Below are 14,513 nucleotides of genomic sequence, written 5' to 3'. Positions count from 1 at the left end.
GGGACTAAAATAAAGCTAGACCATATGTTTTTACTTAAAAACATATGGTCTAAAACTTAAACATGCCCTCAAGCGCGCCGTTTTTCACCAGACCATCAAAGTAATTGACGGTTTTGGTCAGCCCCTCACGCAGCGGCACCTTCGGTTCCCAGCCCAGCTTTTCCTGCGCCTGAGTGATATCGGGCCGACGCTGCTTGGGGTCATCCTGCGGCAGAGGCATGTGCACGATCTTTGATTTCGAGCCGGTGATATCGATCACCATCTGGGCCAGCTCCAGCATGGTGAACTCACCGGGATTGCCGATATTGATCGGGCCGGTGATATCATCAGGAGTGTTCATCAGGCGCACAAAGCCTTCGATCAGGTCATCGGCATAACAGAACGAGCGGGTCTGCAAACCTTCGCCGAAGATGGTGATGTCGCGCCCCATCAGGGCCTGCACGATAAAGCTTGAGACCACCCTGCCATCATTGGGATGCATGCGCGGGCCATAGGTGTTGAAGATCCGCACGACCTTGATATTCAAACCATGTTGGCGGCGATAGTCAAAGAACAGGGTCTCAGCACAGCGCTTGCCCTCATCATAGCAGGAGCGCGGGCCGATAGTGTTGACATTGCCCCAGTAAGATTCCGGCTGAGGGTGGACGCTGGGGTCGCCGTAAACTTCTGAGGTCGAGGCCTGAAAAATCTTGGCTTTGAGGCGCTTGGCCAGGCCCAGCATGTTGACCGAGCCCATGACCGAGGTCTTGATCGTCTGCACCGGATCGCGCTGATAATGAATTGGTGACGCCGGACAGGCCAGATTGTAGATCTCATCGCACTCGATAAACAGCGGATGGGTAATATCGTGGCGCAGAAGTTCAAAATTCGGATGGTCGCGCAGGTGCTGAATATTGACGTGCGCGCCGGTATAAAAATTGTCGAGGCAGATGACATGGGCCCCTTCGCCCAGCAGCCGCTCACACAGATGCGAACCTAAAAACCCAGCGCCGCCAGTAACCAGAATACGCTTCATCAAATGCATGGTAAGCTCCGGGAAACATATAATTAAAAAAATAGCTTAAGACGCTTACCGTTAGCGGGCCTTTAATAGCCCATATCATCTTAAATTAATAAGGCCGCGTTTTCTGCCAATGGGCCGCCGTGCGGATCAGGGTTTCCAGATCACTGTATTTCGGCTGCCAGTCGAGCATGGACTTGATCTTGGCGACATCGGCCACCAGTGCTTGGGGGTCCCCCTCACGGCGCGGGCCAAAGCTGTGCGGCACCTCTATGCCCAACACCTTCTCGGCCATTTTGATGACCTCCAGCACGGTCAGGCCCTCACCGGTGCCGACGTTGAAAATCTGGCTGTCGCCACCGTTCAGCAGGCGTTCAATCGCCGCCACGTGGGCGGTGGCCAGATCGACGACGTGGATATAGTCGCGCACAGGCGTGCCATCGCGGGTATCATAGTCGGTGCCAAACACGGTCAGCGGCTTGCCCTTACCCAAGGCGGCCTGACACATCAGCGGAATGAGGTGGGTTTCACACAGGTGGCTTTCGCCGATCTCACCGTCCGGGTCAGCGCCCGCGGCATTGAAGTAGCGCAGGATGGTGTGCTTGAGGCCATGCGCCTGCCCCATCCAGTACAGCGCCTGCTCAAAGGCCAGCTTGGACGCCCCATAAGGGTTGATCGGCTGGGTCGGGTGGGTTTCCGGGATCAGGTCGCTTTGGGGCGTGCCGTAGGTGGCTGCCGTCGAGGAAAACACCATCGCTTTAACGCCACCCTCGATCAGGGCCGAGGTAAAGGCCGTCGCGGCGGCGACATTGTTGTCGTAGTATTTGGCCGGATCGCGCGTGCTTTCGCCCACAAGGCTAAAGGCGGCAAAATGGATGGCCGAGGTGATGCCATAGGTTTCAATGGCCTTAAGAATGGCCTCCCGATCGCGCAGATCCGCCTTAATCAGCGGCCCCCACTTGACCGCCCCTTCGTGGCCGGTCACCAAACTGTCAAGCGTTACAGGTATATAACCCGACTGGTGCAAGACCTTGCAGGTCTGCGCCCCAATATAACCCGCACCACCCGCCACCAATACAGCTTTTGACATATAAAATCGCTCCGGATATCGTGCGGCCTGATTTTCTTAACCTTAACCGCTTCAATTTAAATAAAATTTACATTCGTGATGCTAAAAAATTACAAATGGGCCATTGCGGTTCCCGTCATCTGGCTTTAGCCTATTATTTTGCATAAGCGAAATATTTTTGTACCCTATTTCTTTTGTTTTTCTTATTTCGAGAGGTCTAACTTGACCAAATCTAAAGTTCGTAAAGCCGTCCTGCCGGTTGCCGGTCTCGGAACACGTGTCCTGCCGGGCACCAAGGTCGTACCCAAAGAATTACTGAACGTCGTTGACCGGCCTATCCTGTCCTATGTGGTCGCCGAAGCGCGCGCCGCAGGCATTGAGCATTTCGTCTTCGTCACCGGCCGCGCCAAGGGCTCAATCGAAGACTATTTCGACCATCAGGTCGAACTAGAGGCGCAGTTACGCGCCAAGAATAAAACCGCCATTCTGGATGAACTTCTGGCCGAACTGCCTAAGCCCGGTGAGATGAGCTTCATTCGCCAGATGCAGCCGCTCGGCCTCGGTCACGCCGTCTATGCTGCCCGTGACATTATCGGCGATGAGCCTTTCGCGGTCCTGCTGCCGGACATGGTTATGGATTCTGAGGTCTCCGCCCTGAAACAGGCCATCGATGCCTATGATCAAGTAGGTGGCAATATCATTGTCGTTGAGCAGGTCCCGCACGACCAGACTCACCAGTACGGCGTGGTCGCCCTTGAATCCCAAAATGGCCGCCTCAATAAGATGACCGGCATGGTCGAAAAACCGGCCAAGGGCACGGCCCCGTCCAATCTGATTGTCTCCGGCCGCTATATCCTGCAACCGGAAATTTTCGATTACCTGGCCACCCAGGAAAAAGGCGCCGGTAACGAGATCCAGCTCACCGACTCCATGTTCAAGCTGATGCAGGACCAAAGCTTCCATGCGTTAGAATATGACGGCGTGACCTATGACTGCGGCGACAAGATCGGCCTTCTGCGGGCCAATGTCGCGCTGGCCTTGAAGCGTGCCGATCTGGGTGACGCGGCCCGCGCCGCCCTCTCGCCCTTTTTCAATTAATCCGCGATCACTGACGGACACCCCATGACTCTGAAACCCAGAACTGACATCAAAGCCAATACGTTTGAAAACGAGACGCAGGCCTTTGTTAAGACCACAGGCTTTCGTGAATATGACGCGCGCTGGCTGTTTGGCGACGAAATCAACCTTCTGGGTATTCAGGCTCTGGGGCTAGGCCTGGGCACCTATGTGCAGGAACGCGGCGTAAAACCACGTATCGTCGTCGGTCACGACTACCGCTCCTATTCGATCAATATCAAGAACGCCCTGATCATCGGCCTGCTGCAATCGGGCTGCGAAGTGCTCGATATCGGGCTGTGCCTGTCGCCGATCGCTTACTTTGCGCAGTTTGATCTGGACGCGCCGTGCGTGGCCATGGTCACCGCTTCCCACAATGACAACGGCTGGACCGGCGTCAAGATGGGCTGTCAGGCCCCGCTGACCTTCGGGCCGGACGAAATGGGCCGCCTGAAAGAGATCGTCATGGGCGGTCTGGGCGTCGAAAAATCCGGTGGCTCCTTGACGCTGGTCGAAGGTGTTCAGGAACGCTATCTGGCTGATGTGGTGGCCAAGACCAAGATCACGCGTCCGCTCAAGGTCGTTTGCGCCTGCGGTAACGGCACGGCCGGGGCCTTTGCCCCGCAAGCCCTGCGCGCTATGGGCGTTGAGGTGATCGAGATGGATTGTGATCTTGATAACACCTTCCCGAAATATAATCCGAACCCGGAAGACCACGAAATGCTGGTCGAAATGTCGAAGGCCGTCAAAGAATACGGCGCCGACCTGGCGCTCGGTTTCGACGGCGACGGCGACCGCTGCGGCGTGGTTGACAATACCGGCGAAGAAATCTTTGCCGATAAGATCGGCCTGATGCTGGCGCGTGACTTAAGCGAAATCTATAAGGACGCGACCTTCATCGTCGATGTTAAATCGACCGGCCTTTATAAGACCGACGAGATCCTTAAAAAGAACGGTGCCACAACCGTCTATTGGAAAACCGGCCACTCCTACATCAAGCGCAAGACCGCTGAGCTGAACGCTCTGGCGGGCTTTGAAAAGTCGGGCCACTTCTTCCTGGCCGGTGATATCGGGCGCGGCTATGACGATGGTCTGGTCGCCGCCGGTGCGATCCTGGCCATGATGGAGCGCAATCCGGGCAAGTCATTGTCAGAACTGAAAAGCGCCCTGCCGCAGGCCTTTACGTCGCTGACCATGTCGCCCCATTGCGGCGACGAAGTGAAGTATCAGGTGCTGGAGCGCATCGTGCAGGAATATGTCGACCTGCATGCCGCCGGTGGTGAAATCCTCGGTCGCAAGATCCTTGAGGTCATCACGGTCAATGGCGCGCGCGTCCACCTTGAGGATGGTTCATGGGTGCTGGTGCGCGCGTCATCTAACAAGCCCGAACTGGTGGTTGTGGTCGAATCCTTACGTTCCGAAGACGATATGCGCGACCTGTTTCGTAAGGAAATCAAACCCCGTCTGGCGAATTATTCTGAGATCGGCAAGTTCAACCAGGAGATTTAATCCCGTAAGGGGCAAATCCTCTTGGCGGACGCCGATAGACGCCATACAATAACTATAAATACAGACTAACTGGGGTTGAGGTACATGACGTTAAAAATTCTGCCGGTCATCATGTCGGGCGGTTCAGGCACGCGCCTGTGGCCAATGTCGACCCCTGAAAAGCCCAAGCAGTTCCATGCCCTCGGCACCGAAAACACCATGATTCAGGAAACCGCCCTGCGTTTGTCGGGCGACAACTTCCTGAAACCCATGGTGATTTGCGGCAAGTCCCACCGCGCCGTGGCCCTTGATCAACTGCTAGAGGCCGGACGCAGCCCGCAGGCGATCATTGTCGAGCCGATGGCCCGCAATACCGCCGCCGTTGCCGCCGTTGCCGCACTGGCCGCGATGGAGTACGATCCCGAAGCCCTGGTGCTGATGGCCCCCGCCGATCACGTTATCACCCGGCCTCTGGCCTTCCGTCAGGTGGTTCTGGCCTCGGCCGACGTGGCACGCGAGCGGATCGTCACCTTTGGCATTCGCCCCTTAAGCCCTGAAACCGGTTATGGCTATATTCAGCGCGGCGAGGCTCTGGGGGATAACATTTTTGCGGTGCGCCGCTTCCTTGAAAAGCCCAATCTGGACACCGCCAAGACGTATCTGGAGGACGGCAGTTACGACTGGAACGCCGGTATTTTCCTATTCTCCCCACAGGTGATGATCGAAGAACTGCGGGCCTATGCCCCCGAAGTGCTGTCGGCGTCCGAAGCCGCCTATGCCAAGGCCCACCGCCACGCAGAGACCATTGAGTTGGAAGCCGAAGCGTTTTCGATGTGCCCGTCAATCTCCATCGACTATGCGGTCATGGAAAACACCGAAAAAGCCGCGGTCGCCCCCTGCTATATCGGCTGGGCCGATGTCGGCGGCTTCAGCGAACTGTGGCGTCTGGGCGCCAAGGATGAGAGCGGCAACCACAGCATGGGGCCCAAAATCCTGATCGATGCCGAAAACTGCCTGATCCGCGCCGAAGGCCCGCCGGTGGCCGTGATCGGCATGCGTGACACCATGATTATCTCGACGCCCGCAGGGGTGCTGGTCGCACCTTTGTCGCTGGCGCAAGAGGTCAAAAAAGCCGCCGAAGCCGCCAAAAACCTTCCTCAAGTCTGAGACCACCCATGTCCGCCTTAACCGACACCCAAAGCCGCCTGAAATCCTGGTTATTCGACCATGCCTTGCCGATGTGGTGGGAGGTCGGGGGCGACACCGAAAAAGGCGGATTTTTTGAGAAGCTGGGGCTGGACGCAAAGCCGGTTGATGATCCGCGCCGCACCCGTGTTGCCGCCCGTCAGGTCTATTCTTATGCACTGGCCCAACGCATGGGCTATATGGGCGAAACGGATGCCGCCATCGATCAGGGCCTTAAGTGGCTGTCCGGCCCCGCGCGCACGCCGGAAGGCCTGCTCTATGCCGTGCTGGCCCCCGACGGCAGCGTCATCAAGGGTGAGTTTGACTTTTACGACCACGCCTTTGCGCTTTTGGCCTACGCCTCGGCCTTTAAGGTGCGCCCGCACGATACATCGCTGGAAGCCGCCGGTGTGGCCATTCGTGACCATTTGCTGACCCACTATAAGCACCCGGTGCGCGGCTTTGAAGAAGCCAATCCCCGTACCCTGCCGCTCAAGACCAACCCGCACATGCACATGTTTGAGGCCTGTCTGGCGTGGATCGAAGCCGGGGGCGATCACAAATGGCATGAGGTTGCCGCAGAGATTTCGGCCCTTTGCCTCGATAAGTTTTTGCATCCTGAAACGGGATCTCTGCGCGAATATTTCGACGGCGACTGGAACCCGATCGACGGTGAGATGGGCCAAATCATTGAACCCGGTCATCAGTTTGAATGGGCGTGGCTGCTGATCCGCTGGGCCGGAATTACCGGTGACACCCGCTTTATCGCGCCCGCCAAACGCCTGATCGAAATTGCCGAAAACCACGGCACTGACCATTACCGCAACGTCACCATTTTTGAGCTATGGGACGATTTTTCACCCAAGGATCAAAAGGCCCGTCTGTGGGCCCAGACCGAACGCATGAAGGCCTATGTCGCCCTTTATAGCGTGGCCGAAACCGACGGGGATAAAGCTTTTGCAGTTGATAAGGCGGTAACCGCCGCCAAGGGGTTGGAGCTTTATCTGAACACCGATATTGCCGGTCTTTATCTCGATAAGATGAACCCCGATGGGTCGTTTGTCGATGAACCGGCCCCGGCGTCGAGCCTTTATCACATCATCTGCGCGATCGATGAACTGCACCTTTTGGCGGATTAATCATTATTTTTAGTCCCTTGCCGGGCGGTGGCTACGCCACCTTGGCCGCCGCCTTCAGTGGCGGCTTGAGCGGAAATCGCTCCGCTCTAATCCACTCCAAACCAGCGGCTGAATATATTGCGGGCCGGCGGTGTTTCGGCGACTTGTTCAAAGATCGCCGCCGGTTTTGAGGTCGCTTTAATACCCCCCTCGCCGTGAAGTATGCGCTCGCCCCACGGCGTCAAGTGGCGGGCATTGAACTTCACCGTCATGTCCAGATTGCGTGCCTTTGGGCCATTGCCCGACCATGACCAGCCCAGATAGCCGATACCGTGCTGGTTCGTCAGGTCAAAGATCGTCGCCTCATCGACCGGATCGCCCTCATGATCGGGGCCAAATTCCCCGACCACCAGAGCCAGCCCTTGCGAACGGAACCCGTCGATATAGCCCCGGATCACGTCGGGTCGGTCGTAGACCTGATACATGTGGACGCTGAATAGGGTGTTCTTCAGCGGGTCAGCTTCAAACACTTCCCGCGCCCGCCGCAACATGGTTTGCGATCCGTCCTGCCCCCAGTTGGGACCATCGACCATGATGACGTTTTTTAAGCCCGCCGCCCGCAGGCGGACAATGGCGGCCCTATGTTCATCCACCCAATAGCTTTCCGCCACATCGTTGCCTGATGGCTCATTGGCGATGTTGAGGATGACATAATCCTCCTGACCGATCAGGGCGTCCTTGATGCCGATCCAGTAGTCCGTGGCCTGGGCGATGGTGGCGGCATCTTTGGGCGCACCGTCTCCGGTCTGGCCGTAGCCGGTCGTGTCATGGACCTCCAGCACGGCAATCAGACCGGCGGCCTTTGAGCGCGCAATCAGTTGGCGCACCGTCCGCTCAGACGTCCGGTTCCAGCGCACACCATTGCCGAGCACGATCCGCACCGTATTAGCCCCCGTTGCGGCAATATCTTTGAGCGCCCGCTCCGTCCGGTTTGGAAACCACAGATGGGCGTGATTGATGCCGCGCATGACAAACGGCGCACCTGAAGATTCCACCACCTGTCCGTCGCGGATCATCATATCGGCGTGAGCGGGCACGGCCAGAACTGCGGCCATCACTAAAGCCGTCCCACAGGATTTCAGCATTGTTTTCATTGCGGCACTGTCCATGCAGTTATTTAATAAATCAAAATATTTATTTCACATCCCGTATCTTTGGCCTGAAACCTCCTCTTTGAACAGGCGTGAATTGACGAAGCCCGTAACATGGCTTAGGCGAAAGGTACGATTTTCACAGTATTATTCAGGACTTCGCGCGTGACCACTTTTTACCATGATGGCGACCTGCCGGACGGCCTTGACCTTGGGGCGGTTGTGGCCATTGACTCTGAAACCATGGGCCTGCGCTTTCGGCGCGATGACCTGTGCGTGGTGCAACTGTCGTCCGGTGACGGCCATGCCCATGTGGTACGGATGCAGCGCCCGGCCTATCAGGCCCCGAACCTCAAAGCCCTGCTGACCGACCCGAAGGTTTTGAAGCTGTTCCACTATGGCCGCTTTGATATCGGCATGTTCCAGCTTCATCTGGGCGTCATAACCACACCTGTCTATTGCACCAAGATCGCCTCCAAACTGGCGCGCACCTATACTGACCGCCACGGTCTGAAAGATCTGGTGCGTGAATTGCTGAGCCTTGACCTATCCAAGGCCCAGCAATCGTCCGATTGGGGCGCGGATACCCTGACGCCCGAACAACTGGCCTATGCGGCTTCGGATGTGCTGCATCTGCATGCTTTGCGCACCAAGCTCGATCTGATGCTGGCCCGCGAAGGCCGCACCGAACTGGCGCAAAAATGTTTCGACTTCCTGCCGCACCGGGTCGCCCTTGATTTGGCAGGCTGGGAAGATTGCGATATCTTTGCCCATTCGTGGTCTTAAAACCCCATTTCTGATCTTAAATCTTTGAATGGTCTTAATCTAAGCTCTATATAGGCAGCATGGCTCTGAACCCGATGACATCTGCGTCTCCTGTCGCGCCGGATACCCTTGATCCGGTGATGGTGACCTATGACCCGGTTGGCGCGCTCAAAGAGCGAAGCGTTAGCGCAAATGAAGACGCGCAAGGTCAGAAACAACGTCTGCTGAAACAGGCACAGGCCTGGCGCAGCCGCTCCCGCCGTATCAAGCTGCTGCGGCTGGTGTTTCCGGGGCTGATTGTCGCCACCCTTATTGCCATTGTGGGCTGGGTCATCGTCCAGAGCATCCTGAATTCGCTCAACGTCTATCAGGCCAGTCAGGCTGATATCCGCATGACCAACCCGCGCTTTTTCGGCCAGACGACGGGCGGCGACCGCTATATCATCAGCGGCCTTGAGGCTATCCGGCGCGGCAATAGTGCGCCGGTCATTTCGGTCAATGCCCCCAGCATGGAACTGAAAAGCGACAACAGCAAACCGACCCTGCTTAAGGGCTTAAAAGGGGTCTATAACGAACCCGATAAGACCTTTACCGTCGAAGGCGATGTGGTCTTAAATGGTGGCCCGAACGATTTCAGTTTCCGCACTCAGGAAGCGATTGTCGACCTTAACACCTCGACCGTCAGGGGTAATAAACCTATTGAAGGTTTTGGCCCCACCGGTCATATTAAGGGTGAATCCTATATTATTTCTGACAATGGCCGCCATATCGCCATCAAAGGCAAGGGCTCAACTCAGGTCAGGGTTACGATTAACAATTGATGCATACGCTATTTACAAAGGCACCTGACATCATGTCACGCAAACACACCTCTACGCTTATGATCATGGCCGCCCTTAGTCTGGGGGCCGTAGCCCCGCAAGCCTGGGCGCAGTTGTCACCGAAACGCGGCCCCATCTCGATCGGCAGCGATGATTTTGCCGCCTCCGAGCCTGAGCGGTTGCAGACCTATACCGGCCGCGTCGAGATCCTGCAGGACAATACCCGCCTGCGCGCCGACAACGTCAAGATGTTCCACGGCACCAAGCCCGGCGGGACCGGCTGGGGTGAAGTCGACCGCATCGAGGCCAATGGCAATCTCTATTTCGTCAATGGCACTCAGGTCATCAAGGGCGATAAGGCCGTTTACACCAGCGCGGATGACACCATGGTCGTCACCGGAGACGTCATCGTCACTCAGGGCGAAAACGTCATGACCGGCAACCGTCTGGTCTATAATGTCGCCGCCGGTCGCACCACTATGGATGCCACACCGGGCACCCAGTCCAAGGGCCGGGTCCGCGCCGTGCTATATCCGGACAGCAAACCCGCGCAGTAGGCGGCCCTTAAGGCACAATCCCGCAAAAGATGCGGTTATTTTTCGCCTGTTTAGGGTAATTTTAAGAGGCATGAGGGATAGTGCTACCGTGATTGAACACCTGGACACCATGACGGACACTTCCGACACGACCTCTGATGGCCTCAGCGTCGACGGCATAGGCAAGACCTATGGCGAGCGTACCGTCGTCAAGAGCGTATCCTTGCGCGTCGGGCGTGGCGAGGTCGTGGGGTTGCTCGGCCCGAACGGCGCCGGGAAAACCACCTGCTTTTACATGATCACCGGTCTGGTTGAGGCCGACTACGGCACCATCATGCTGGACGGTCAGGACATCACCTCCCAGCCCATGTACCAACGCGCCCGCATGGGTGTCGGCTATCTGCCGCAAGAAGCCTCCATTTTCCGCGGCATGACGGTTGAAGAAAACCTCAAGGCCGTGCTGGAACTGAACGAAAACAATCCCTCCGTGATTGCCGATGATGTCAGCCGCCTGCTTGAGGAACTGCGCATCACCCATATCCGTACCTCTCCGGCCACAGCCCTGTCGGGCGGTGAGCGTAGGCGCGTCGAAATCGCGCGCGCCCTGGCGGGGAAGCCCTCATTTATGTTACTGGATGAACCCTTTGCGGGGATTGATCCACTGGCGATTGCCGACATCCGCGAAGTCATTACCTATCTTAAGGCGCGCGGCATCGGCATACTGATTACTGACCACAACGTCCGTGAAACGCTTGATATCATTGATCGCGCGTCGATTATCCATAGCGGCGAAGTCCTGTTCGAGGGCTCGCCGGAGGAAATCCGCAACGATCCGGAAGTCAAACGCGTTTACCTGGGCGAGGCATTTCATTAACCATTGGCGGGCATCATCACGGCATGGCACTCGGGCAAAGGTTAGAACTCAAACAGGGACAGGGGCTGGTCATCACGCCCCAGTTGCAGCAGGCGATCAAGCTGCTGCAATTGTCAAACCTCGAACTCGAAGCCGTGGTTGAGGCCGAGTTAGAAAAGAACCCCCTTCTGCAACGCGAAGACCCGGAGCCTGTAGCCGAAACCGGCCAAGACTCTGAGCGCGAAACCTTTGAAACTGATGGCCGCGAACTGGAACTGGGCGACGGCGATTCACTGCGCGCCGGCTCAGACCTTGATGCCTCAAACTCTGATCTTTACGGCGACGAAGCCCCGACCGTGCGTGAACCTGATAGCGCCGCGTCGTCTGCCGATATGTCCGACGGGCCGATGGTCGACTGGTCCAAGGCCGGTAAGGGCGGCGGCAGTTTTGACGGCGATGAGGACATGGAACGCGCCCTCACCCGCGAAAAAACCCTGCAGGAACATCTGACCGATCAGGCCCTGATCGCCGGGTTCAGCGCCCCCGAAATGGCCATCGCGCAGGTTCTGATCGACGGGGTCGATGAGGGTGGTTACCTGCGCGCTGACCTCAGCGAAATCTCCGACCGGCTGGGCTGCGATCCGGCGCTGATTGAGGCGGTGCTGGCCACCTGCCACGGCTTTGAGCCGACCGGCGTTATGGCCCGCAGCGTCCCTGAATGTCTTAAGCTGCAACTGATTGAACGCAACCGCTTCGACCCGGCTATGGAAGCGTTGATCGATAATCTTGAACTGTTGGCCAGACGTGACCTGAGCGCCCTGCGTAAGGTTTGCGGTGTCGATGACGAAGACCTGAGCGACATGATCCGTGAGCTTAAGGCCCTGACGCCGCGCCCCGGTGCGGCCTTTGGCTCCGAGCCGTCGCAGACTGTGGTGCCGGACGTGTTTGTACGTCAGGATGCGACCGGCGGCTGGCGGGTTGACCTCAATACCGACACCCTGCCGCGCGTGCTGGTCGATCAGAAGTACCATGCTCAGGTCGTGGGCGGCGCCCGCTCCAGCGAAGAAAAATCATACCTCAGCGAATGCCTCAACCAGGCCAACTGGCTGATCAAAAGCCTCGATCAACGGGCCCGCACCATCCTTAAGGTGTCGTCCGAAATCGTGCGCCAGCAGGATGCGTTTCTGGTTTACGGCGTCGAACACCTGCGTCCGCTGAACCTCAAGACCGTCGCCGATGCGGTGGGGATGCACGAATCGACCATCAGCCGGGTGACCTCAAACAAATACGTCTCGACTCCGCGCGGGGTGTTTGAGCTGAAATTCTTCTTCACCTCCTCCATCCAGTCCAATGACGGCTCCGAAGCCCATTCCGCTGAGTCGGTGCGTCATAAGATTAAGAACCTTATCGACGGGGAGAAGTCATCGGGGGAAATCCTGTCCGATGACCGGATCGTCGAAATCCTGAAAGAGGCCGGGGTCGATATCGCCCGCCGCACGGTCGCAAAATACCGCGAAGCCCTGCGCATCCCCTCATCGGTAGAGCGTAAGCGCCAACTTAAGTAGGCCCCGGCCCCAGAGCGTTTTCCCATCAAATGTACTCATTTGATGGATGAGAAAGAGCGACCACATAAAAATTAGAGCATTTCACCTGATGCAATCAGATGAAATGCTCTAACCGCGGCGCACTCTACAGGCTTACGCTTAATTTCACGTAAGGATTCAACCCTTAAGCGGCAAATCGTCGCGGTTTTAGCGCACACATTTTAGTGACTTAACAGGGCCGCCAAAGAGCGTAAGGTGAGGGTGCGCGTAACCTCCACGCGCGGTCCTCGCCCCACTCCCATGAGGTCACCATGCGGCACAAGCCCATGATCTGCAAAGAGTTTTACAACTCGCCCGGCATGTTCCCTATGGGGCCGGACAGGGGCGCGGACACCTAACCCTCTAAAAATGGAGCGTAGATCAAGCTATGCAAATACAAGTCAACGGAAAACAGGTTGAAGTGGGTGATGCGCTGCGTGAGCGCATCGAGCAGGAGCTGTCGGCGGGCATCGCTAAGTATTTCGATCGTGGCGGTGAAGCCGAGGTGACCCTGTCGAAGCAAGGCCATCTGTTCAAGGCCGACTGCTGGGTCCGCCTCGCCTCCGGCCAGACGCTCGTGTCGAGCGGCACTGGCGGCGACGCCCATTCCGCCTTTACCGGCACCCTTGATCGCATCGAGACGCGTGTACGCCGCTATAAGCGCCGCCTGAAAAACCACCATAACCCGTCGCCGTCGCAGGAACTGGCGTCCATCACCGTGCTTAGGTATGACAACACCGGTGACGACCCGCTTGAGGATTATGATGACGGTCAGGCCGTCAATGGCTGGGATCATGACGCCCCGCCGCAAGCCATGGTTATCGCCGAAACCGAAGCGCCCTTACGCACCATGACGGTATCGGGCGCCGTGCTTGAGATGGACATGTCGAACTACCCGGTGCTGATGTTCCGTAATGCCGCCCACGGTGGCCTGTCGGTCATCTATCGCCGTCCGGATGGCAATATCGGTTGGATCGATCCGGAACGCACCCGCGCCCGCTCGGTCGCCTGATCCTTGTCCGCTCTATAGCTGCCCTTATAGGGACGCCCGCGCACATTAAAGTGTAACCGCTTAGCGGTTGACGTGCCGGTGGCGTCCCTATAAGGCACATCTCGCCCGCCTTTAAGTGCGGGGGACTAAAATACCGGTGCCGTCTTTGGGGGCGCATCGTCTTCAGGTCTCTTAACATGGGGGCTTGGCCTGATAAATCCGGCGCAGGTTTTGCAGGGGAGGTTTCTCCCTGCCTCGCGCTCAACTTGGAAGTATAATGTCTCTCTTCGGGCTTTTGGATCGTCATTCGATTAACGGTCATGTCAGTGTAAATTCTAAGCGTCAGGCCTTGCAGGCGGTGGCCGAGCATGCCGCCAAGCTGTTCAAGATGGACGCCGACGTTATTTTCAATGCGCTGGTCGACCGCGAAAAGCAGGGTTCTACCGGTGTTGGCTTGGGCGTGGCTGTGCCCCATGCGGCGTTAGCGGGCCTGACCCAGATGCGCGGCATTTTCTTGCGGCTGGAAACCCCGATCGATTATGATTCGATCGACCATGTGCCGGTCGATCTGGTGTTTGCGTTGTTTGCGCCGCCGGAGGCGGGTTCCGAGCATCTGCGCGCCCTGGCCAAGGTCTCGCGCGCCCTGCGCCAGAAATCGATGCGTGAGCAACTGCGCGCACTTGATACCAATGATGCCCTCTATGCGCTTCTGGCCGACAGCGGTGCCCACGCGGCCTGATCAAGCGGGTGGCTTTGGCCTGCGCGTTTGCCCTCCCGATCATGGATTGGGAGGCGCAATTCGTATCTTCCGTGAATTTTAAGAGCCCCCACCACCAC

Annotated in this window: 14 protein-coding genes; 11 read left to right on the top strand and 3 right to left on the bottom strand. The window is 57.4% G+C overall.

Going from position 1 to position 14,513, the window contains the following annotated elements:
• Positions 1-49 precede the first annotated feature (49 nt).
• Together IE102_RS04465 and galE are read right to left on the bottom strand one after the other, a co-directional pair.
• Positions 50-1,015, bottom strand: coding sequence for a UDP-glucuronic acid decarboxylase family protein (locus IE102_RS04465; protein WP_373295591.1), 966 nt, complete (start codon positions 1,013-1,015; stop codon positions 50-52).
• Positions 1,016-1,109: 94 nt separating this feature from the next.
• Positions 1,110-2,090, bottom strand: coding sequence for a UDP-glucose 4-epimerase GalE (galE, locus tag IE102_RS04460; RefSeq protein ID WP_189485162.1), 981 nt, complete (start codon positions 2,088-2,090; stop codon positions 1,110-1,112).
• A gap of 201 nt (positions 2,091-2,291) precedes the next feature.
• Between galE and IE102_RS04455 the strand changes: the two genes are divergently transcribed.
• From IE102_RS04455 to IE102_RS04440, 4 genes are all read left to right on the top strand, one after another.
• Complete coding sequence (locus IE102_RS04455) at positions 2,292-3,167, top strand: UTP--glucose-1-phosphate uridylyltransferase (protein WP_189485161.1); 876 nt, start codon at positions 2,292-2,294, stop codon at positions 3,165-3,167.
• A gap of 24 nt (positions 3,168-3,191) precedes the next feature.
• On the top strand, positions 3,192-4,694 hold the full coding sequence (locus IE102_RS04450; protein WP_189485160.1) for a phosphomannomutase/phosphoglucomutase: 1,503 nt from the start codon (positions 3,192-3,194) through the stop codon (positions 4,692-4,694).
• An 84-nt stretch (positions 4,695-4,778) separates the two neighbouring features.
• On the top strand, positions 4,779-5,840 hold the full coding sequence (locus IE102_RS04445) for a mannose-1-phosphate guanylyltransferase/mannose-6-phosphate isomerase (RefSeq protein WP_189485159.1): 1,062 nt from the start codon (positions 4,779-4,781) through the stop codon (positions 5,838-5,840).
• Positions 5,841-5,848: 8 nt separating this feature from the next.
• Positions 5,849-6,997, top strand: coding sequence for an AGE family epimerase/isomerase (locus IE102_RS04440; protein ID WP_189485158.1), 1,149 nt, complete (start codon positions 5,849-5,851; stop codon positions 6,995-6,997).
• A gap of 86 nt (positions 6,998-7,083) precedes the next feature.
• Here IE102_RS04440 and IE102_RS04435 read toward each other — a convergent pair whose 3' ends face one another.
• Positions 7,084-8,091 carry a glycoside hydrolase family 5 protein gene (locus IE102_RS04435; protein ID WP_229807556.1) on the bottom strand — a complete coding sequence of 336 codons (1,008 nt, stop codon included), beginning with the start codon at positions 8,089-8,091 and terminating at the stop codon, positions 7,084-7,086.
• Between the two features lie 201 nt (positions 8,092-8,292).
• On the opposite strand from IE102_RS04435, the gene IE102_RS04430 reads away from it, so the two are divergent.
• The 7 genes from IE102_RS04430 to ptsN all read left to right on the top strand — a co-directional run bounded on the left by IE102_RS04430 (position 8,293) and on the right by ptsN (position 14,415).
• Positions 8,293-8,913 carry a ribonuclease D gene (locus IE102_RS04430; RefSeq protein ID WP_189485156.1) on the top strand — a complete coding sequence of 207 codons (621 nt, stop codon included), beginning with the start codon at positions 8,293-8,295 and terminating at the stop codon, positions 8,911-8,913.
• 74 nt (positions 8,914-8,987) lie between these two features.
• Entirely contained in the window at positions 8,988-9,713 is a 726-nt protein-coding gene (gene lptC / locus IE102_RS04425; RefSeq protein ID WP_189485155.1) for an LPS export ABC transporter periplasmic protein LptC, read from the top strand.
• A 32-nt stretch (positions 9,714-9,745) separates the two neighbouring features.
• A complete protein-coding gene (lptA, locus tag IE102_RS04420; protein WP_189485154.1) occupies positions 9,746-10,270 on the top strand; it encodes a lipopolysaccharide transport periplasmic protein LptA in 525 nt (174 codons plus the stop codon).
• 109 nt (positions 10,271-10,379) lie between these two features.
• Positions 10,380-11,123, top strand: a complete 744-nt coding sequence (lptB, locus tag IE102_RS04415; protein WP_189485996.1) for an LPS export ABC transporter ATP-binding protein — start codon at positions 10,380-10,382, stop codon at positions 11,121-11,123.
• Between the two features lie 23 nt (positions 11,124-11,146).
• On the top strand, positions 11,147-12,667 hold the full coding sequence (rpoN, locus tag IE102_RS04410) for an RNA polymerase factor sigma-54 (protein WP_189485153.1): 1,521 nt from the start codon (positions 11,147-11,149) through the stop codon (positions 12,665-12,667).
• Positions 12,668-13,073: 406 nt separating this feature from the next.
• Positions 13,074-13,697, top strand: a complete 624-nt coding sequence (hpf, locus tag IE102_RS04405) for a ribosome hibernation-promoting factor, HPF/YfiA family (protein ID WP_189485152.1) — start codon at positions 13,074-13,076, stop codon at positions 13,695-13,697.
• A gap of 256 nt (positions 13,698-13,953) precedes the next feature.
• The gene (gene ptsN / locus IE102_RS04400) at positions 13,954-14,415 is read left to right on the top strand and encodes a PTS IIA-like nitrogen regulatory protein PtsN (RefSeq protein ID WP_189485151.1); all 462 of its coding nucleotides are present in this window, start codon (positions 13,954-13,956) and stop codon (positions 14,413-14,415) included.
• The last annotated feature ends 98 nt before the right edge of the window (positions 14,416-14,513 follow it).

It is taken from the genome of Asticcacaulis endophyticus (genome assembly GCF_014652575.1).
Taxonomy (GTDB): domain Bacteria; phylum Pseudomonadota; class Alphaproteobacteria; order Caulobacterales; family Caulobacteraceae; genus Asticcacaulis; species Asticcacaulis endophyticus.
Note: the sequence above shows the minus strand (reverse complement) of the source record. Positions and strands in the feature narration are given on the sequence as shown.